General features: G+C 44.0%; 16 protein-coding genes. 9 read left to right on the top strand and 7 right to left on the bottom strand.

The annotated features are described in order from the left end of the window. The 3 genes from QUB24_RS02205 (at position 1) to QUB24_RS02195 (ending at position 3620) form a co-directional block, all read left to right on the top strand. Positions 1-1083: an NAD-dependent epimerase/dehydratase family protein gene (locus QUB24_RS02205; RefSeq protein ID WP_333150197.1), complete on the top strand. Its 1083-nt coding sequence runs from the start codon at positions 1-3 to the stop codon at positions 1081-1083. 117 nt (positions 1084-1200) lie between these two features. Beyond that, on the top strand, positions 1201-2007 hold the full coding sequence (locus QUB24_RS02200) for a WecB/TagA/CpsF family glycosyltransferase (RefSeq protein ID WP_333150195.1): 807 nt from the start codon (positions 1201-1203) through the stop codon (positions 2005-2007). Positions 2008-2537: 530 nt separating this feature from the next. Further along, the gene (locus QUB24_RS02195; RefSeq protein ID WP_333150193.1) at positions 2538-3620 is read left to right on the top strand and encodes a glycosyltransferase; all 1083 of its coding nucleotides are present in this window, start codon (positions 2538-2540) and stop codon (positions 3618-3620) included. 1323 nt (positions 3621-4943) lie between these two features. Here QUB24_RS02195 and QUB24_RS02190 read toward each other — a convergent pair. From QUB24_RS02190 to QUB24_RS02180, 3 genes are all read right to left on the bottom strand, one after another. Beyond that, positions 4944-5903 (bottom strand): DUF362 domain-containing protein, encoded by a 960-nt coding sequence (locus QUB24_RS02190; RefSeq protein ID WP_333150190.1) that lies wholly within the window; start codon positions 5901-5903, stop codon positions 4944-4946. 125 nt (positions 5904-6028) lie between these two features. After that, positions 6029-6355 carry a hypothetical protein gene (locus QUB24_RS02185; RefSeq protein WP_333150188.1) on the bottom strand — a complete coding sequence of 109 codons (327 nt, stop codon included), beginning with the start codon at positions 6353-6355 and terminating at the stop codon, positions 6029-6031. 173 nt (positions 6356-6528) lie between these two features. Then, the gene (locus tag QUB24_RS02180) at positions 6529-7953 is read right to left on the bottom strand and encodes an aspartate ammonia-lyase (RefSeq protein WP_333150186.1); all 1425 of its coding nucleotides are present in this window, start codon (positions 7951-7953) and stop codon (positions 6529-6531) included. Positions 7954-8228: 275 nt separating this feature from the next. Here QUB24_RS02180 and QUB24_RS02175 point away from each other — a divergent pair, with 275 nt between their 5' ends. The 3 genes from QUB24_RS02175 (at position 8229) to QUB24_RS02165 (ending at position 10980) form a co-directional block, all read left to right on the top strand. After that, complete coding sequence (locus QUB24_RS02175) at positions 8229-10343, top strand: WD40 domain-containing protein (RefSeq protein WP_333150184.1); 2115 nt, start codon at positions 8229-8231, stop codon at positions 10341-10343. A 105-nt stretch (positions 10344-10448) separates the two neighbouring features. Then, complete coding sequence (locus QUB24_RS02170; RefSeq protein ID WP_333150182.1) at positions 10449-10868, top strand: DUF2281 domain-containing protein; 420 nt, start codon at positions 10449-10451, stop codon at positions 10866-10868. Further along, positions 10843-10980 (top strand): hypothetical protein, encoded by a 138-nt coding sequence (locus QUB24_RS02165; protein WP_333150180.1) that lies wholly within the window; start codon positions 10843-10845, stop codon positions 10978-10980. Before QUB24_RS02170 ends, QUB24_RS02165 begins: the two co-directional genes overlap by 26 nt. A gap of 93 nt (positions 10981-11073) precedes the next feature. Here the strand turns inward: QUB24_RS02165 and QUB24_RS02160 are convergent, their stop codons facing one another. Beyond that, complete coding sequence (locus QUB24_RS02160) at positions 11074-11541, bottom strand: DUF29 domain-containing protein (RefSeq protein WP_333150178.1); 468 nt, start codon at positions 11539-11541, stop codon at positions 11074-11076. A 201-nt stretch (positions 11542-11742) separates the two neighbouring features. Here QUB24_RS02160 and QUB24_RS02155 point away from each other — a divergent pair, with 201 nt between their 5' ends. Together QUB24_RS02155 and QUB24_RS02150 are read left to right on the top strand one after the other, a co-directional pair. Further along, on the top strand, positions 11743-12888 hold the full coding sequence (locus tag QUB24_RS02155) for an iron-containing alcohol dehydrogenase family protein (protein ID WP_333150176.1): 1146 nt from the start codon (positions 11743-11745) through the stop codon (positions 12886-12888). 99 nt (positions 12889-12987) lie between these two features. Further along, positions 12988-14172 (top strand): aspartate aminotransferase, encoded by a 1185-nt coding sequence (locus QUB24_RS02150; protein ID WP_333150174.1) that lies wholly within the window; start codon positions 12988-12990, stop codon positions 14170-14172. A 7-nt stretch (positions 14173-14179) separates the two neighbouring features. Here QUB24_RS02150 and QUB24_RS02145 read toward each other — a convergent pair whose 3' ends face one another. Beyond that, positions 14180-14371: a hypothetical protein gene (locus QUB24_RS02145; protein WP_333150172.1), complete on the bottom strand. Its 192-nt coding sequence runs from the start codon at positions 14369-14371 to the stop codon at positions 14180-14182. Positions 14372-14444: 73 nt separating this feature from the next. On the opposite strand from QUB24_RS02145, the gene QUB24_RS02140 reads away from it, so the two are divergent. Then, positions 14445-16172: a DUF262 domain-containing HNH endonuclease family protein gene (locus tag QUB24_RS02140; RefSeq protein WP_333150170.1), complete on the top strand. Its 1728-nt coding sequence runs from the start codon at positions 14445-14447 to the stop codon at positions 16170-16172. Positions 16173-16281: 109 nt separating this feature from the next. On the opposite strand, the gene QUB24_RS02135 is transcribed toward QUB24_RS02140, so the two are convergent. Continuing rightward, positions 16282-17424, bottom strand: coding sequence for a hypothetical protein (locus tag QUB24_RS02135; protein ID WP_333150167.1), 1143 nt, complete (start codon positions 17422-17424; stop codon positions 16282-16284). A 358-nt stretch (positions 17425-17782) separates the two neighbouring features. Further along, the gene (gene dapF, locus QUB24_RS02130) at positions 17783-18625 is read right to left on the bottom strand and encodes a diaminopimelate epimerase (protein WP_333150166.1); all 843 of its coding nucleotides are present in this window, start codon (positions 18623-18625) and stop codon (positions 17783-17785) included. Positions 18626-18851 lie beyond the last annotated feature (226 nt).

Here is an 18851-nt window from a genome sequence, read left to right as displayed (position 1 = left end):
GTGGGCGTTGCAATCATTACTGGCTCGGCGGGATTAATTGGCTCTGAGGCGTGTAAGTTCTTTGCCAAACAAGGCTTAGATATAGTTGGCATCGACAATAATATGCGCCAATTCTTTTTTGGTGCTGATGGTTCTACAAACTGGAACCGCCAACTGCTCGAAAAGTCTTTGGGTACCAAGTATTATCACTTAGATGTGGACATTCGCGACTATGAAGCGATTACCAATATCTTTCAGCGGTACGGCGAGTCGATCGAATTAGTAATTCACACAGCAGCCCAGCCCAGCCATGATTGGGCTTCCCGTGCTCCGAAAATAGACTTTACCGTCAATGCCAACGGCACTCTCAATCTTCTAGAAGTAACTCGCTTGTACTGTCCTAAAGCGGTTTTCATTTTCACTTCTACCAATAAAGTATACGGCGATACGCCTAACAGTTTGCCTTTAATTGAATTAGAACACAGGTGGGAAATTGCACCCGGCCATACTTACGAAACCGGCATTCGGGAAGATATGTCGATCGATCAGTGCCTGCACAGTTTGTTTGGTGCTTCTAAGGTAGCTGCTGACGTTTTAGTTCAAGAATACGGTCGATATTTTGATATGAACACCGCTTGTTTTCGCGGCGGCTGTTTGACGGGGCCAAATCACTCTGGAGCTCAATTGCACGGCTTCCTCGCCTACTTGATGAAGTGTGCTGTCACGGGAACTCCTTACACCGTGTTTGGCTACAAAGGCAAGCAAGTTCGCGATAACATTCATAGCGCTGATTTAATTTCGGCATTTTATGAATTTTATAAAGCTCCCAAAAGCGCCCAAGTTTATAATACAGGAGGAGGCAGGTACAGCAATTGCTCGATGTTAGAAGCTATCCAGATGTGCGAGGCAATTGCAGAACGCAAGTTTAATTGGACTTATGCTGAAGGGAATCGCATTGGCGATCACATTTGGTGGATTAGCGACAATTCAAAATTTTCCAGTCACTATCCCAACTGGAAAATGAAATATAACGTTAAACAAATCCTACAGGAGATTTATGAATGTAACCGCGAGCGATGGCTGAAAGAGGATGCCAATGAGTGAGCGGGGCAAAAAGAATGTGCTGGGAATTTCGGTAAACGATTGAAGAATACAAGGTTAAACAAATCTTAGGGGAGATTTATGAGTGTAACCGCGAGCGTTGACTTAAAGAGGTGCTCCATGATTGATAAAGGGAAAAAGAATGTACTGGGCATATTAGTAAATGCCATTAATTATGAAGCGGCTGTGAGCAAAATTATTGCGGCAGCCAGCGCCGGAAAACCAATGTCAGTTTCAGCTCTCGCGGTTCACGGGGTAATGACTGGGGTTCTCGACAGCACTCATCGTTATCGGATTAATCACATGGACTTAGTATTGCCAGACGGACAGCCTGTCAGGTGGGCGTTAAATTGGCTCTACCATACGGAATTGCCCGATCGAGTTTGCGGGCCGAATGCGATGTTACAAATCTGCGAACGTGCGGCAGAAGAAGGATTACCTATCTATTTGTACGGCTCTCAAGCTTCTGTACTGAAAGCTTTATCTCGCAATCTCTGCCAGCGTTTTCCCAAGTTAATTATTGCGGGAACTCAGCCTTCTAAATTTAGGCACGTTTCGCCCCAAGAGAAACAAGAAATTGCACAGCAAATTCGCAACAGCGGTGCAGCAATTACGTTTGTAGGTTTGGGGTGTCCCCGGCAAGAAGTCTGGGCTTACGAATACCGGGACGACTTATCAATGCCGTTGATTGCTGTAGGTGCTGCTTACGATTTTCATGCGGGTAATTTGGCTAAATCTCCTGACTTTTTATCTAAAATAGGTTTGGAATGGCTGTTTCGGATGATGAAGGAACCTCGGCGCCTTTGGCAGCGGTATGTTTTTTTGAATCCGCTTTATATCTGGTTGTTTTTGCTACAAGCTTTGAAAATCAAACAGTTCGACCCCACAGACGCCACGCAGCCTGTAGAAGAAGTATTATATGGTTGAAATTTAAAAGTTTCTGGTGAATTATGGGTGCTCACCAGTAAAAAGTCAGCATATCGTAACTAATCGTTTTGAGGTGCAACTGCGATCGCATATTCAAGAAAATTTATATCAAATCCGGTGGCATCAGAATTATAGTGGGAGCTTAAGACCTCGCTATTTGGGTAGCGCTCTCTTAAGCTGCCACTGACATGATCCAAATATATTATTCCGATGCAACCGGAAACGATATTAGGGAACCCAGGAATGAAAAACTACGCAACTTTACTAAAATTTACATAAAAACCTGTCGGTTTATACCGATTTTTTGTTGTTAATTTCGGAGTTAATCTGTAGATTATAGATAGGATGATGCAAATTTTACGTAATGCTTGTGTAAATTTGCGGAATAATTATCAGCTAAGTCCAGGGTGACCTGAAATTTTATGGTGCCTCAGTGCAATTACCCGATTGGCTTTCACTGAAGTATTAAATTATCACTCGATCTACCCGCTCGCCCAGAACACCGAAAGAAAATCATCACCCAGTATCTCATGCAAAAAGCATTGGTTGTCGGAAATTTCAACGATTCCATTCGCTCTGCCCAACTTGAACCATTTCTCTACCACCAGAAACAGTTGCGCCGCCAACTGGCACTGAATGTTGTGTCTGTCAATGCCGAAACCTTTGCAGATATTGGCGAAGCCTGTATCCGCAGCGATGCAGACATTCTATTTCTCGTTCCCCCTTGGAACGAACAACCGGATGAAGCCGAACGAGTCTTAGAAAAAGTTCGCCAACAGCATCCCTCTCGTCAACTGATCTTTATCGATCCATTTGCCCAAGCCAGTTCCAGGTTTTTTAACCTGCTGCCTTACGTCGATCGATTTTTCAAGCGACAGCGCTATCGAGATGTGCAAGACTACAAGAACTCCTACATCGGCGGTTCGATGATGACAGATTTTCTGGCAACCGAAGGCAGGTTGAACTTCGACGAGTGGTACGTCGGTTCTAAAGTACCTGCGGGATATGAAAATCGGATTGCGACAGGTTGGAGTTTGGGAACGGCAAAACTCATGAAAAAAACCTTATACAACCCCCTCTTTTCCCTCTTTCCCCCTGCCAAAACCATCGATATCTTCTGCCGTTTGGCATTGGGAGACGAACATCAAAAAGAATGGTATTTCGAGTATCGAATGGGTGCAGTCAAAGCGGTTCAAAGCCTAGAATCTGACTATCGCCTCGCCGTCAGTGGCGAGTTTAACAATCGACTAGTACCTCGCCGCCAGTATTTCCGCGAAATCAAACAAAGTCGCATCGTTTTTAGTCCGTTTGGCTGGGGTGAAACCTGCTGGCGCGACTACGAAGCCGTATGCTACAACAGCTTGCTGGTGAAGCCGTCGATGGAACATCTCAATGTTGAGCCGAATATTTTTGTGGCAGGAGAAACCTACGTGCCGGTGCGATGGGATTTGGCTGATTTAGCAGAAACGTGCAGCTACTATCTAGCCCATCCAGAAGAAGCCGATCGAATTATCGGCAATGCCCGTCGCGCCTATCAAGATTATTTTACCAATAACAGGTTCGTCCAAACGATCGCCGAGGCGCTTTCTCCCCAGCTCGGTCAAGGTGTTTAACTACCAGCCGGGAAGTCCCGGGCGTATATTTAGAGGGGATTAATCAGAGCGCTGTGCCCCGTACCCCGTTGGGAATTACGCCCGCGTGATGAAAGGCTCGTCGGGTTTCGGTACCGAAACCGACAATTATTCTTTTATACCCCAAGATGATCGGGAAATACTCTGATACTATATTAGCAAGTGGGGGTGGAACTACCTCACTATAAAAAGCCTTTGAAAAAAAGGAAAAAGAAGCCGGCGGTCTAACTGTACTCAGTTGACCGTCAGGTTTGTTCACATAAGACTCTCAAACCTGACGGGGTAACAACCTCGTCGGAAGTCCTACCGGTAGCGGATTGAGGCAAGTTGGGGTAAAAAAAGATGGGGTAGTTTTTGTCCACAAGCCCCATCTATTGAAAATATTTCCTCAATTCTACCTTCTCCACCTGCAACAGCAACTAAAAACTACCGAATACCTGATGCTAAAAATTTTGGTATATCTCTTGCAATGTCACAAACTTGCGTAGCATTGAGTTACTGGCTTCCTTGATGCCTTATCCAATTTTGTTTGAGAGCCGTCGTCGCAGCTTGCAAAGGTTCCTTAAATTATCTGGTCTCGACATTGAAAGCCTCTGGTTTCCTCTCATTCAAGAAATTTTCAAGGCAAAATTCTCCTCTTCTCGGTCACTTAAACTAACTATTGATCGCACGAGCGTGGCGAGACAAAAATGTTTTTGTTATTAGTTTGATTTGGGACAAGGGAGCTATCCCCTTATACTGGCAACTCTTAGATAAGAAGGGAAGCAGTAATATCGGGTGAGCCGAAATCTCTAATCACACCAATTTTAGCGTTATTAAAAGATTACGAAATAATCCTCTTAGGCGACGCCTGAATTTGTCAGCGTTAAACTATAGCAATCCTCAATGATTTATGAGATAATAGCCAGAATCCCTACATAATTTCTCTCTGTTAGAAGAGTTAACGGAATTTATTCAATCTAATCCCGCTTCCCGCGAGTTGAAACGAGCAATTACCGTCCCAATGCAGCTTCAAGAAATTATCGTCAATTATAAAGACGAGACAACTTTTAGCGTGAATTTGGTTAAAATAACGGCTGTTTTAAGTATTTTTACTTAACTAGAATTATGCAACTGTTTTTAGGTAGCAAGAATGAGCGTGAGTTCCGAATACGGCGAAACCAATGCTTTAAACCATAGAGTTATAACAAAGTTATTGAAAGTTTACATAAATACATATTTGGTAAGATACAAATTATATTTTTTTACAATTAACAAGGCAAAGGAGAAGGAATAAAAAAAGAAGTTTTACCCCTTCTTTCTTCGCTAATGCGAAGCCTTGATGCTGAACTTTTCTTTGATAAACCGGATATAAAGGTGCTTGAAAGCCGACTTCACCACCCGCGGCATACCAAAGTCGATCGGCATCATGCTTTCCGGCAACTTCCAATCCAAAACCTTGAGAGTTTCCGGCTGCAAAAGCGGAAAATCAATTTCCTCTAAATTCGAGCAAAGTCCCAATCTCATCGCCGCAGCTACAGTGGGAACCGCCGCCGGATCAGCATTAATAATTTCAACTAAAGTTCTGTCCAAAGCAAACACATCATCAGACGCGGCCAAAATTCCCAAAAACTTAGGTTCGCCGCCGCTTGGCCCGTTACCTTCGTGGCCGATAATGCCATCCAAAATCGTCAAATTTGGGTTAATTGCCCTGGCGGTTTCTACCAGCATTTCACCGAATCTGGCGCTATCTTTGCCAGCTTCCATGTGCCACCAAGCCTTCATTTTGCCGGGGACGCAGCCGAACAAATTTTTCACGCCCATTGTCACGGTTAATTGAACGTGAGATTTGAGTTTGGGCAAATTAATCACTACATCTGCTTCCATTGCTTCTTTGCAAATTCGCAGATGATTGAAATCTTCGCTGACAGTTTCGTAGCGTTTTCCTTGAAACTCAACTACTGGCAAATTCAGTTCTTCCAACAGTGGCCAATAACCGTTGGCTTTGGCTACACCCATCGCGCTACCAAAAGCTGGACTATCACCTAAAAAGGGTTTTCCTCCCGCTTCAATGACCATTTTAGCCACGCAGTAAACCAATTCTGGGCGGGTGACACATTCTTTTGTAGGGCGAGAACCGGTAAGGAGATTGGGTTTGAGTAAAACCCGATCGCCCGATTTGACAAAAGCCGAGATTCCGCCCAAGGGTGCGAGCAAACTTTCTAAAGATGCTTGCAAGATTTGGCGATCGTATGAATTGGCACGAATTAAACTAACAGCCGACATAATTATGAATTAATTTGTAATTGGTGCTCGATCGGGAATAATCTCAATGTAACGCAGGCACGGAACACCCTAAGCAGGGTGATATGCGCCTGCGTTACCAAGAATCATCTCAATAAAAATTAACCCTAACTATTCATTGGCAATCTACCAGATGCAGCCCGCTGCATGGTACTAACTCGCAGCGAGTTAGAGAATATTCCTTGACCTTGCAGTTCAGGTATAGCAGGTTTTACTTCTACTTTTACCACCCTGGCTGTGCAGATAAAAACAGTTTGATCGGCTAAATGGAAAGTCAACCAAGGTTGATTTAATAAATGCAGCACTTCCTCTTGGAATTCTTGTGCAGGTATCGGAATAGTGAAAGTTTCAGCCTGACCTTCCACATAATGAAATGTCACTTGAGTTGTGTTCTCTTTATCTTGAGTTAATTTGGCAAAAGAACCTGCGCGCATAAATTTTGCTCCCCAACTTTAGACTATAAAAAAAATCAGAATTAAATATCAAAAATTTGAATTCTGAATTGTTTAACTTTAACCTGTGACAGGGCTTAGGCAGAACTCAGAAGGGAGAAGGCAGAATTAAATCGAGTTCAGCCTTCTAGTTTCTAGCTGATTTCTGCGATATCCTATACGTTAGCAGAAGATGTTGGCATCGCACTCATTTTCTCTAAATCTAGAACTTTTGCCAAGTCTTCTGCACTCATTAAACCCCGTTCTAGCACAATTTGCCGCAAAGATTTGCCAGTTTCTAGAGATTCTTTAGCGACGGCGGCGGCGTTGAGATAGCCGATGTGAGTGTTGAGGGCGGTAACGAGGGCGAGACTACCTTCAGCATAAGCGAGACACCGATCGCCCTTAGCTTCAATTTTGGCGAGGCATTGTGTAGTCAGGGCGCTGATGGTATTGCCTAAAATTTCGATGCTGTGAATGAGATTGTAGGCAATCAAGGGCATCATCACGTTCAATTCTAATTGTCCCGCTTGGGCCGCAAGGGCGATCGCGCTATCGTAACCCATAACTTGAAAACAAACCATCGATGTCATTTCTGCCATCACAGGATTGTATTTTCCCGGCATAATTGACGAACCAGGTTGCACAGGAGGCAGTTGAATTTCTTTCAAACCCGTTTTCGGCCCGGAGTCCATCAAACGCAAGTCATGGGACATTTTAACGCAATCCTGAGCGAGATTTCGCAGTGCACCGGACACATTTACAAACGGTGCCATACTCTGCATCGCAGCCATTAAATGCTTGGCTGGTTTCAGGGGGTGATCGATTAATTCTGAGAGAATTTCAGCAACTTTTTGACAGTATTCAGGGTGAGTATTTAAGCCTGTTCCTGCCGCACTTCCCCCCAATCCCAGGGATGTCAAATCATCGGATGCCCTGTCAATTCTCAAGGTATGTTCTCTGAGAATTTGCGCCCAAGCGCCGAAGGTATCGCCGAGTCGAACCGGTACGGCATCTTGTAGGTGAGTGCGGCCGGATTTAACAATATTTTTGAATTCTTCTGCTTTATTTTCTAGGGCAACTACGGCCTCCGACAAAGCCGGAAACAGAGTTTTTTCTAACGCCAACAATCCGCCGATCCGAATCGCCGTCGGAATCACATCATTTGTCGATTGACCGTAGTTTACATGATCGTTAGGACTAACGCGCTTGTAATTACCTTTTTCATCGCCCATAATTTCCAAAGCGCGATTTGAAAGAACTTCATTAACATTCATGTGGTGAGAAGTTCCGGCGCCGGCTTGGTAGACATCAACTACAAATTGATCGCGCAATTTGCCAGCTAGGATTTCATCTGCTGCTTGGACAATTGCTTGACTAATGTCTTGGGGAATGCAGCCGAGTTCGCCATTGGCGATCGCCGTTGCTTTTTTAATTAAAACACAAGCATCAACGTATGTTGATAAAGGCTTAATGCCGCTAATCGGGAAATTTTCAAGAGCCCTTAGAGTTTGGATGCCATAATAGACATTAGATGGGATTTGTTTGTCTCCCATCGAGTCGCTTTCGGTGCGGTAGGTTGCGGTTGGCTGTTCAGTCATTCGATTTTAGATTTTAGATTTTAGATTTTAGATTATCGCACGTTTAGAGGTAGTTTAATTAGTCCGGGACGCATCAATACCAAAGAAACCGGGTTTTTCACGAGTATTCAAGCGTCAAATGCAGTATTTCCGTAAAAACCCGGTTTCTGCGTCCAGGAGTATCAATGATGAAATTAAATCTAAAAAGCAACAAGTGCAGAATATCTGGCAAGCATCCGAATTATACCTCCTAACATCCTGCTACACTATTAATAACCGCATCCTCACCCATATTTATGCTTCCAACAATCTTCGCCGCTATCGCTCCCTACATCTCGGCAGTGCTCTCACCCATCGCCGAAAATATCGGCTACAAACTAGGAGAAGCCTTCGGCAATAAATCTCAAAAGTACCGAGATATTCTGCTTCCCGCTCCCAATAACTCATCTGATTCGACTGAGATAGAGCGAGCAAAACAGCGTTATTCTCAAGAAATGCTGGAATATGCGAAGGCGAAAGATACCAGAGATCGGGAATTGTTAAAGCTAACAGTAGCACAAACAGCACGCCGCCTTGAGTTGCAGGAACAGGAACAGCGAGACAGACTGAAGCTGGCAGCCTTGCAGCGGGATTTGATGCGGGAATTGCAAGCAAAGGATATTCAGATCAAGCTGGCTGAAATTCAAACAATTTGGGATAAAGATACTTGGTTTTCTAAGTTGAATCGAGAGGAAACTAAGCAGATTTTACTTGAGCAGCAACATCGCCTCTTAATCTTACTATCACCGCCCAAAATTAGCAAGCGATGCCCGGAAACCTTTTGTGAAGATTTGCCCATTGAGATGAGAAGTGTGGGAGATTTTCTCAGACAGCATTATCCTCAACACGATGTCTTACGCCCCGTTAAGTTTTATAGCGACTATTTCACTGAGTCGATTGGTGATATTGATGTGGAACGCTTGCAGCGAATTTTATCTCCGGTTCCTACTACAATTTTATATAGCGATATCAGCGATTATGCGGTAACTTTTCGCGTCGGCTTTTGGGGATTCCTGAATAATCAGGAAGTCTCCCTGTTTTCTACGAAAGTTTTTGACTGGGAAGAGGCAAAAGATGCGCTTTTAGCATCTGGAGTAAGTGAAAAAAAAGCCCTACGCATCATTCGGCAGTTGATTGTGGCGATTCACAAGTTACTGGCTGGATTTTTAGCGGATTTGTATTATCTCAATATTGACCCTGGCTATGAACCTTTATTATTTAAGTTAAAGGATGAATTGGCTGAATATGGGTTGGCAGAAGAATGGGTGAAACCTTATTTTGATATTCTTCAGGATATTCAGCGGCGACAGGGAGAACAGTATGAACAGGAGTTGAAAAGGCTGATTGAGCAAGTAGAGGCGGAACGTCAATCTCAAGAGGCAGCCAAAGCTGAAGCAAAACGCCAACAACAAATAGAAGAAGCTGCCAAATGTGAAGTAAAAAGCCCACAACAAATAGAAGAAAAAATCCTTAGAAAAACTCACTCCTTCAAATGTGTAAAAACTCTTAATGGCGTAGGTATGCCATCTGTTGATTGCGTAGTTATTAGTCCAGATGGCAAGACTTTTGCTAGTAACAGCAGTGGAAATTGCAGCAAACTTTGGAATTTGCATACAGGAGAGGTGATTCGTACTTTCTCTGGGCATTCAGTTGCGGTTTATTGCGTTGCTATTAACCCTCATGGAAAAATTTTAGCTACTGGAAGTTATGACAGAACAATTAAGCTGTGGAATCTAGAAACTGGACAAGAGATTACCACTCTCAAGGGTCACTCAAGTTTAATTCGGTCTCTTGCTTTTAGTCCAGATGAAGAAACTCTTGCTAGTGGCAGTCAAGACAATAGTATCAAACTGTGGAATCTGAAAAACGGGCAGGAAATTCGCACTCTCACTGGACATTCATACTCGCTTTGGTCTGTCGCTATCAGCCCGGATGGAAACACTCTGGTTAGTGGCAGTTATGACAATACTATCAAGGTTTGGAATCTGAAAACCAGACAGGGATTTCGCACTCTCACAGGCCATTCACAGTCGGTTTTTTCCGTGGTCATCAGCCCGGATGGACAATTTATTGCTAGTGGTGGTGGAGACAACAATATCAAGCTTTGGCCTCTGAAAACCGGAGAGCTAACTCACACTCTCACAGGGCATTCACAGTCGGTTTTTTCCGTGGTCATCAGCCCGGATGGACAAATTATTGCTAGTGGTAGTGGAGACAACACTATCAAGCTTTGGAATCTGAAAACACAGGAAATTCACACTCTCACAGGGCATTCAGCCCAGGTTAATTCGGTCTGTTTTAGCCCGGATGGAAACACTCTGGTTAGTGGCAGTAATGATGGGAGTATCAAGATTTGGCGGTGTGATGGGTGAAGTAAGAGGGAAAGATAAAAATTATGGCGCGATTTGCAAACATGGAACTACAAAAATTGACTGCGTGAGAAATAAACCGATAAACGCTTAGGGAAGGTAATTGAAATGTCAGAAACAATTAATTTTGAGCAAGCAGTGTTAGAGAATCTGCAACAGTTGCCAACGGAGAAACAACAAGAATTGCTCGACTTTGCACAATTACTCGTGCAAAAAGCGGAACAGAAAAAGCAGTTACCCAGCGAAAGTTCTGAGTCTAACATTTCGTCAACAACCGCACCTACTCTCAAGCTATCACTTAGAGAAATTGCTAGCCTGCCAATAGCAGAACGCCATAAAATACTAGCACCGTATATGGCTGCTACAGCCGAAGATTTTTTGACATATCCTGAATTAACCGAGTTTTCCGTACTCGATGGCGAGGAGTATTTAATTGAGAAATGTTACACTCGCAGCCACGACGCTTTTTTGAAAGGCTACGCACCCGAAGACGAAGGACTTTATGATGACTACAGTACGTTTGTCTAGATTAGATTGTCTGAAAAAGTCTTTGTTGCTAGCGAAAATCGGGCCAATTTCTCAAGCAGATGCAGCAGCAGTGAAACAAGTCTGGGAGTTGTACGTTAAGCCTCAATTCTAACATATATAAGGTTCTTCGTAAGTCCCGATCAGTAAACAGGTTGGGTTGAGAAACCAGGTGGCTACGTCAGTCCCAAAAATGCGATCGCGCACTTTACTCAAAATTTCCATCTTCTAAAGCGCCATCCGACAAACTATATTCATATTCAAAAACTTCAGACCAAGCAAGTGAGGTTAATTGACATTTTTTACCCATTTCATCCTGGGCATCTTTCACCGCAACTTGAAAACATTTATCCCAGATAGACTCAATAAAATCACGATTTAAACTCGGCATTTCTTCTTGGCTTTCTTCAATCTCTCGCCGCGCCGAACGAATACTAATAGCCCAGCTAGCTGTTCGTTTTTCAGGTTGATTTTTCCATTTAATAATATGAAGCATTAAACGAATTAACTGGCTTTTTAATGCTCGTTTTTCGGTTCTTCCCATTGCTTCAATTAAAGATTCTAAACCTGCCGTTGCTTCCATAGATTTTCCTTCTTTGAGAAGTGTCTGGACTGTGACAGCCGTTTGATAATGAGAACACACTGCTAACCAGTCCCAATCTTGTTTAGTCAGCATTGCCCTATCCTTGAAATTGCTTATATTCCTAAATTTATCATACCGATCGCCCCTCAACTCCCCCCTCCCATCCCCCAACAGCCCAACAATACTTAATAAAAACTTTATAAAACTTACCATTTCCGCATAGATTAGAGTTATCCTAGAAAATCCAGCAATCCTGCAAAGCGTCAACCTTCTCGTCACTTATCCAGTGGTTCGATGACTCAAACCCAAAGCACTAAAACCGCCACCCCAACTGCAATTTATTCCTTGACAATTGCTCCCGCCTGTGTATTGCGGGGTCGATCGGCGATCGCACAAGCCGGAGATGCGATCGCCCGTTTCGGAAAGCGGCCGCTAATCGTCGGCGGCAGCAACTCCCTCGCCGCCGCCCAACCCTACCTGCAACCAATCCTCGAACAGCAGCAGTTAAAATCCGCCGAAACAGCATACGGCAAGGATTGCAGCGAAACCAGCCTCGAAACCCTCCGCGAAGCAGCCCAAACCCATCAAGCCGATTTCATCATCGGTGTAGGGGGCGGCAAAGCCTTAGACGCAGCCAAACTCGTCGCCCATCAGTGCAAAATCCCGATCGTCACAATACCCACATCAGCAGCCACCTGTGCGGCTTGGACAGCCCTTTCTAACATTTATTCAGAACAAGGTGCATTCCAATACGATGTTACATTAGCCAGATGTCCCGACTTATTAATACTCGACTACGGCTTAATTCAAACCGCACCGCAGCGGACATTAGTAGCAGGAATTGGAGATGCGATCGCGAAATGGTACGAAGCATCAGTCAGCAGCGGACACTCCGAACAAACCCTGATCATTTCCGCCGTTCAACAAGCTAGAATACTGCGCGATATTTTATTCCAAAAATCAGCCACCGCCCTCAAAGAACCCGGTAGCGAAACCTGGCAAGAAGTCACAGATGCTGCCGTATTGCTAGCAGGAGTAATCGGCGGAATTGGCGGCGCCCAATGTCGCACCGTCGCCGCCCACGCCGTCCACAACGGCCTAACTCATCTATTAGCAAGTCACGGCACATTGCACGGCGAAAAAGTTGCCTACGGCATTTTAGTACAACTGCGACTAGAAGAAATGCTGCAAAACAATCAACTCGCCGCCACCGCCAGACAGCAACTGCTAAAATTCTACGCCGAGATTGGATTACCCCAAACTTTAGACAACCTAGGACTCGGAGACATTACCATCACAGAATTGCAGCGCGCCGCCGACATAGCCTGCAATCCTAATTCCGACATCCACCGACTGCCTTTTAAAGTTGTTCCCCAACAATTAATGGCAGCGATGGTTTCTACCACCGCACCTGTGGGAGAATTAAAGATTAAGAATTAAAACAGTTTGTAGTAAGGACTAAAGTCCTGAAAAGGCTGTGCTAGCAAGGACGAAAGTCCTTACTACAAACCAGGAAAACTGACAACTGACAAAAAATAAATGACCTTGGATTGGATTACCCCTGCTGACAGGTTGCAAAAACTACCGCCCTACGTATTTGCCCGTCTCGACGAACTCAAAGCCCGCGCCCGCGAACAAGGACTCGATTTAATAGACTTAGGAATGGGAAACCCCGACGGTGCCACTCCTCAACCAGTAGTAGAAGCGGCTGTCGCAGCCATCCAAAATTCTGCCAATCACGGCTATCCACCCTTTGAAGGAACTGCCAGTTTCCGCCGTACTATTACTAAATGGTACAGCCGCCGCTACAATGTTGAACTCGATCCAGAAAGCGAAGCATTGCCTTTGTTGGGATCTAAAGAAGGTTTAGCACATTTTGCGATCGCCTATATCAATCCAGGGGACTTAATATTAGTACCCAGTCCTGCTTATCCCGTATTATTTCGCGGCCCAATAATCGCGGGTGCAAAAGTTCACAACATCATCCTCAAACCAGAAAATGACTGGGTAATTGACTTAGCCGACATTCCCGACAGCGTAGCCGAACAAGCCAAAATACTCTATTTCAATTATCCCAGTAATCCGACTGGAGCGACTGCACCCCGCGAATTTTACAAAGATATTGTGGCTTTCGCACACAAACATCAAATTTTGCTGGTTCACGACTTGTGTTATGCGGAATTAGCCTTTGACGGCTATCAACCGACAAGTTTATTAGAAATTCCCGGCGGTAAAGAAATCGGTGTCGAATTTCACACCATGTCCAAAACTTACAATATGGCGGGCTGGAGAGTGGGTTTTGTAGTAGGAAATAGCAAGATTATCCAAGGTTTGCGGACATTAAAAACTAACCTAGATTACGGTATATTTTCCGCCTTGCAAACAGCAGCGGAAACAGCACTGCAATTGCCCGATAGTTACTTGGACGAAGTGCAGAATCGTTACAGAACTCGCCGGGATTTCATGGTGGAAGGATTGGCAGAATTAGGGTGGAATATTCCTAAACCTCTGGCGGCCATGTATCTTTGGGTCCCCTGCACTCCGGGCATGAGTTCGACTGATTTTGCCCTGAATGTTTTGCAGCAAACTGGTGTTGTGGTGACTCCTGGTAATGCTTTTGGGCCGGGCGGCGAAGGATATGTGAGAATTAGTTTAATTGCAGATTGCGATCGGCTGGGAGAAGCATTGCGGCGTTTGAAACAAGCAAACATTCGCTATCAATAGTCATTGGTTATTGGTAATTGGCGATCGGCCGCTCACTCTGCATCAACTCATTATTATGTTGAGGGTGATACCCATTACCCCCTAAACATAATAATGAGATTAACAAGCTCAGGCTTAAACCGAGGAGCAGATGATTTACCTCTCCCTTTTCCACATCTTGGGAGGAGTTGATGTTATTGGTGATGCGCTGAGCTATCATAAATTAATGGGTATTGAAAAGAGCTTGTCCTCTGAAATGGCGTTAACTCAATTTAAACTAAAGAGAAAACACAATGGAAAACGGACAGAAGGCTATCAGTGATCTGTTTGAGAGCCGCAGAATTTTCAACATTCCCAAGTATCAACGTGCATACGCATGGGAAACAAAGCAACTGCGAGATTTTATTAGCGATCTTGATAACCAAGCTTTAGGCAAAGATTACTTTTTTGGAACAATCCTACTGCAAATAGGAGACAGCGAGGGGTATTTTAAGATAATCAACATTGTAGATGGTCAACAAAGGCTGACAACACTCACAATTTTCATGCGGCTGTTGCTTGATAAACTTGCTTCCTTGGGGGACGATGTATCGATTCTCCGTGAAACATACGTTCAGTACAGAAATGAATATAAATTACGAGTTTTAGAATACGATCAACCGTTTTTTTGCAAGTGTATATTAGAAGATTATTACCAAACTGAAAGCTTGATTGAAACCCCTTCACAACGTCGCTTATTAGAGGCAAAGAAATTCTTCACCCAAGACTTAGAAAAGCGAAATATTGAAAACTTGCGTGAGATACGGGAGAAGATTGAGAAGGCTAAAGTCCTGACATACGCTGTTCTAAACAATGCAGAAGCAACACTAATTTTTGAGACGACTAACGACCGCGGTAAACCTCTCACAAGTCTTGAAAAAATTAAAAGTTTCTTAATGTATAAGGTTTATCTTGCAGCCAATGATCCAGAGAGCTATCTGAGAACCATACAGAATCGGTTTGGTGAGATTTACAGGGATTATGAAGAGACTATTCCAAAGATTACCGGAATCAGCGAATATTTTATCTTGCGACAGCACTATATTGCTTTTGAGGCTAATGTAAAAACAGACGGTCAAAAGGATTATTCGCGTCATTTATCCTTGATCAAGGAAAGAATTAACTCACTTACAGCGAGTCCCGCTACTTTTGCTGAGGCAACAAAATTTATAGATAACTATTCAGGTCAACTGAGCGAAAGTTTTGGAATAGTTAATCAATTATCCCAAAATCTCAGGGGAAACTTACTCAATCTTTTCCATCTAAATAGAACAGCAAATTTATGGCCACTACTCATCGTGTCTTGGAAGCATGATAATAGCCAAGAACACTATAACTTCGGTCGAGTAACGAAACTGATGGAAATTATAAGCTTCAGAGTGTATGGAATACGAAAGCGAAAACTCAAAAACACTACAATTTCAAAGCGACTACATGAGTTAGCACAAAACTTCCAAGGAGACTTTGAGGTTTTAATATCAGGTCTCAAGGATATTGTCGGTGAGTTCTGTAGTGATCGTGAGTTTCAGGAGAGACTTATTTCACCAGACTTTTATGAAGCTATTTCAGAAAATGATTTGAACTATCTATTTTGGCAGTATGAAAATTATCTTCGACAAACGGAGTACCTACAAGATAAACTGATAGGATTTCGTGAGTACACAGGTCTCTCGATTGAGCATATCATTCCCCAAGTACCTAGACAAATTCCTGTTTGGATGCCTAAAGGCTTGTGGGGCAATTATATTCATAGTATTGGGAACTTAACGCTTGATCTATCCTGGGAAAATTCCGCCAAATCAAATCATAGTTTTGATTTTAAATATAAATACTTCTATCAGAATTCAAGATTTCGTTGTCAGCAAGAACTTATCAATTTTGCTAACTCAGACAGTAGTGAGTGGGATGACACATCCCTTAAGAAGCGGCAGACAAAAATTGTAAACTTTGCAATGATGTACTGGGATTATCAGAGTAGGTAACATTCAACAGTAAATGGAATAAGGCTTTAACCGAGCCGTTTCCCTACAATTAATCGGGGTAGGGAAATGGCACTGCCGTGTCCTCCGTTTCTCTCATCTCTGAGTGTAACTATAACGTTTTAATTTGCTCAATCACCCAATCAAAAGTTTCCATAACTTGCTTGAGGGCAGATTCGTCTTCCAAAGTAAACAAAGCCAGACTCGGCGACCTTCTCTCACCCGGTTCTATAGGCAGCGACAGACCGATCGAACTTAGCTTACTTCTCAAGTCCAGCCAATTTTGTTCCACATTAAATGGCGGCTGAGAACCATAATTATGAGCCGAAATCTCCATTCTGCCAGCAATATCTACAGTGAATAACTGATAGGGTTTTCTGCCCTTTTGAGGCAATTGAGCGGCGAAACCGCCGTAGGCATCCCCCGTTCCCCAGTGGATTTGAACTTCGGGTTCTTGAGTTTTTGCCCACAGGTAAATAGCTTTTGCCATTTGCGCCTCGTCCGCGCCTCGTCTAGCTTTGATTTCCGCAAAAAATGAAGATTCATCCCAGCGCCTTCTTTCGCGCGTTGCGCTGGATTTTTTCTGCTGTGCTTCCGCTGTCTGACCGATGACTCTGGGAACCAGCGTTTTCAAACCGTCTTCACTTACATACTGCTTAATTTCCAGGGCCAAAACTTCAACCGGGTCCATTTGTTCGTTGAGAAATTCCACAACTCGGCGCATTTCAGCGGAAATCTCGTCAGCTACAAACACTAAGCGAACTTTACCCGCTTGCAAATTAGTTTTAACCTTCTGCCAAAATCTGTCTTCATTAGCATCCGCGCCAAGAAACTCTTCAAAAACCTGTTCTGGATCGCGACCCCGATCGCGACAATTAGCTTCAAACAGAGAAATTATTGAATCAATCGGCCAGTAAAACAACGCATTAGCAGCATAGTCGATCGACTGGCCCAAAACTTTTTGTCGCAGTTCGGCATTAGTAGTTCGCCGGACATCCACCAAAGTAGGAACTGCATTTTGGTCGAGAAACAAATGATCCAGCGACCACTGCACCGCTGTTTCCTCATCGCTGGGTGCAGCTTCCCGCGAAATTAACAGCCACCTCCGCGCCGTCGCCCGATCGATTTGGTCTCCCGCGATCAAATTAGGATAAGTTACTAGCAAGTCTTGTAACTGGTCTTCCGAGTCATAGGGCTGTTCCATCATTTCTACCAGCCTGTCGTCGTCCTGAATCAGATAAATACCTCCAGCCATGCCAGCCCACCTACTTAATTTTAGATTTTAGATTTTAGATTTTAGATTTTAGATTTCAGGCTTAGTTATTAGTCTTCAGTCTTCAGTCCGCAGCCAATGATATCATGTCCGATCAATTAACCATAATATCCCCGTCGGGGCGGGTTTTTGAGATTGTCAATTATTGGCAGGTATTGTTGGCTCACGGGCCCCTACAAAAATCGCGGTCGCTCGACCGGACATGATATGATTTGTGAAGGCGGAAGGCATTGGTCAGAATGCAATAAAAATTTTGAATTCAATAATTTTTATTGCTTGTTAATTCAACCAAAAATTCCTTCTGACCAGTGACTGATGACTAATGACTGATGACTAATAACTAATCACTCATACAACCAGTAAATACTCGCTGTGCCGGCCCGGTCATGTAAATTCGCCCAGAAACTTCTGCCCATTCGATTTCCAAAACGCCGCCGGGGAGTTCAACCGCAGTTGCCCGATCGCACTTTCCTACCAACACCCCAGCTACCACAGCAGCACAAGCACCAGTCCCACAAGCTAGAGTAACACCCGCGCCTCTTTCCCACACCCGCATTTTTACGTAGTCTGAACGTACCACTTGAATAAATTCCGTATTGGTACGCTGCGGGAATGCTTTGTTGTGCTCGAATTGAGGCCCGACAGTTTCTAAAGCAACCGCCGAAACATCCTCTACAAAGGTAATGCAGTGAGGATTGCCCATACTGACGCAGGTAACAGACCAAGATTTATCAGCAACTTCGATCGGCACATCTATAACTTTGGCATCCGCTGCGGCCAAAGTAGTCGGAATTTCCGCAGCCAGCAGCCGGGGAACCCCCATATCCACCTTCACCTGACCGTCCGATCGCAATTCCGGGGTAATCACACCAGCCAGAGTGTGGATGCGGTACTGAGTTTTCGCCTCTGACCCTTCCAAATCGGCGATAAACTTAGCCAAACAGCGAATCCCGTTGCCGCACATTTCCGGTTCCGAACCGTCGGAGTTAAAAATCCGCATCGTATAGTCAGTATCGTTTTGACCCGGAAGAGCAAATATCACACCGTCTGCGCCAATCCCGAAATGTCGATCGCACAAATCCACAGCTTGTTCTGGCGTGATCACCGGTTCTGACGAGTGGCGATTGTCAATCAGAATAAAATCATTTCCCAGTCCGTGATACTTCGCAAACTCGATCGGCATAAAAACAAACCTCTTTTGGTTAAAACTGATTAGATAATTTGCTGACCAAATTACCCATTTCCCAGTATTATAAAACTTTATGCAATTTATAGTCCTTTCTAGTGAAATATAAACAAATATAATATTTATAACTCCCCAGGGATATCTAATTAATGCTGATGTTAATGGCTCAATGAATATCGGTCTAAAACTAGCCGCCAAGGGGTTTCTCCCTCATCGGGTAGAC

Source organism: Microcoleus sp. B9-D4 (genome assembly GCF_036705105.1).
Lineage (GTDB): Bacteria > Cyanobacteriota > Cyanobacteriia > Cyanobacteriales > Microcoleaceae > Microcoleus.
The sequence above is the reverse complement of the archived record's forward strand: the minus strand, read 5'-3'. Positions and strand labels throughout refer to the sequence as shown.

Coding starts and splice junctions, on each gene's coding strand:
- QUB24_RS02200 (WP_333150195.1), top strand. CDS start 1,201: ATGATTGATAAAGGGAAAAAGAATGTACTGGGCATATTAGTAAATGCC.
- QUB24_RS02195 (WP_333150193.1), top strand. CDS start 2,538: ATGCAAAAAGCATTGGTTGTCGGAAATTTCAACGATTCCATTCGCTCT.
- QUB24_RS02190 (WP_333150190.1), bottom strand. CDS start 5,903: ATGTCGGCTGTTAGTTTAATTCGTGCCAATTCATACGATCGCCAAATC.
- QUB24_RS02185 (WP_333150188.1), bottom strand. CDS start 6,355: ATGCGCGCAGGTTCTTTTGCCAAATTAACTCAAGATAAAGAGAACACA.
- QUB24_RS02180 (WP_333150186.1), bottom strand. CDS start 7,953: ATGACTGAACAGCCAACCGCAACCTACCGCACCGAAAGCGACTCGATG.
- QUB24_RS02175 (WP_333150184.1), top strand. CDS start 8,229: ATGCTTCCAACAATCTTCGCCGCTATCGCTCCCTACATCTCGGCAGTG.
- QUB24_RS02170 (WP_333150182.1), top strand. CDS start 10,449: ATGTCAGAAACAATTAATTTTGAGCAAGCAGTGTTAGAGAATCTGCAA.
- QUB24_RS02165 (WP_333150180.1), top strand. CDS start 10,843: ATGATGACTACAGTACGTTTGTCTAGATTAGATTGTCTGAAAAAGTCT.
- QUB24_RS02160 (WP_333150178.1), bottom strand. CDS start 11,541: ATGCTGACTAAACAAGATTGGGACTGGTTAGCAGTGTGTTCTCATTAT.
- QUB24_RS02155 (WP_333150176.1), top strand. CDS start 11,743: ATGACTCAAACCCAAAGCACTAAAACCGCCACCCCAACTGCAATTTAT.
- QUB24_RS02150 (WP_333150174.1), top strand. CDS start 12,988: ATGACCTTGGATTGGATTACCCCTGCTGACAGGTTGCAAAAACTACCG.
- QUB24_RS02145 (WP_333150172.1), bottom strand. CDS start 14,371: ATGATAGCTCAGCGCATCACCAATAACATCAACTCCTCCCAAGATGTG.
- QUB24_RS02140 (WP_333150170.1), top strand. CDS start 14,445: ATGGAAAACGGACAGAAGGCTATCAGTGATCTGTTTGAGAGCCGCAGA.
- QUB24_RS02135 (WP_333150167.1), bottom strand. CDS start 17,424: ATGGCTGGAGGTATTTATCTGATTCAGGACGACGACAGGCTGGTAGAA.
- dapF (WP_333150166.1), bottom strand. CDS start 18,625: ATGCCGATCGAGTTTGCGAAGTATCACGGACTGGGAAATGATTTTATT.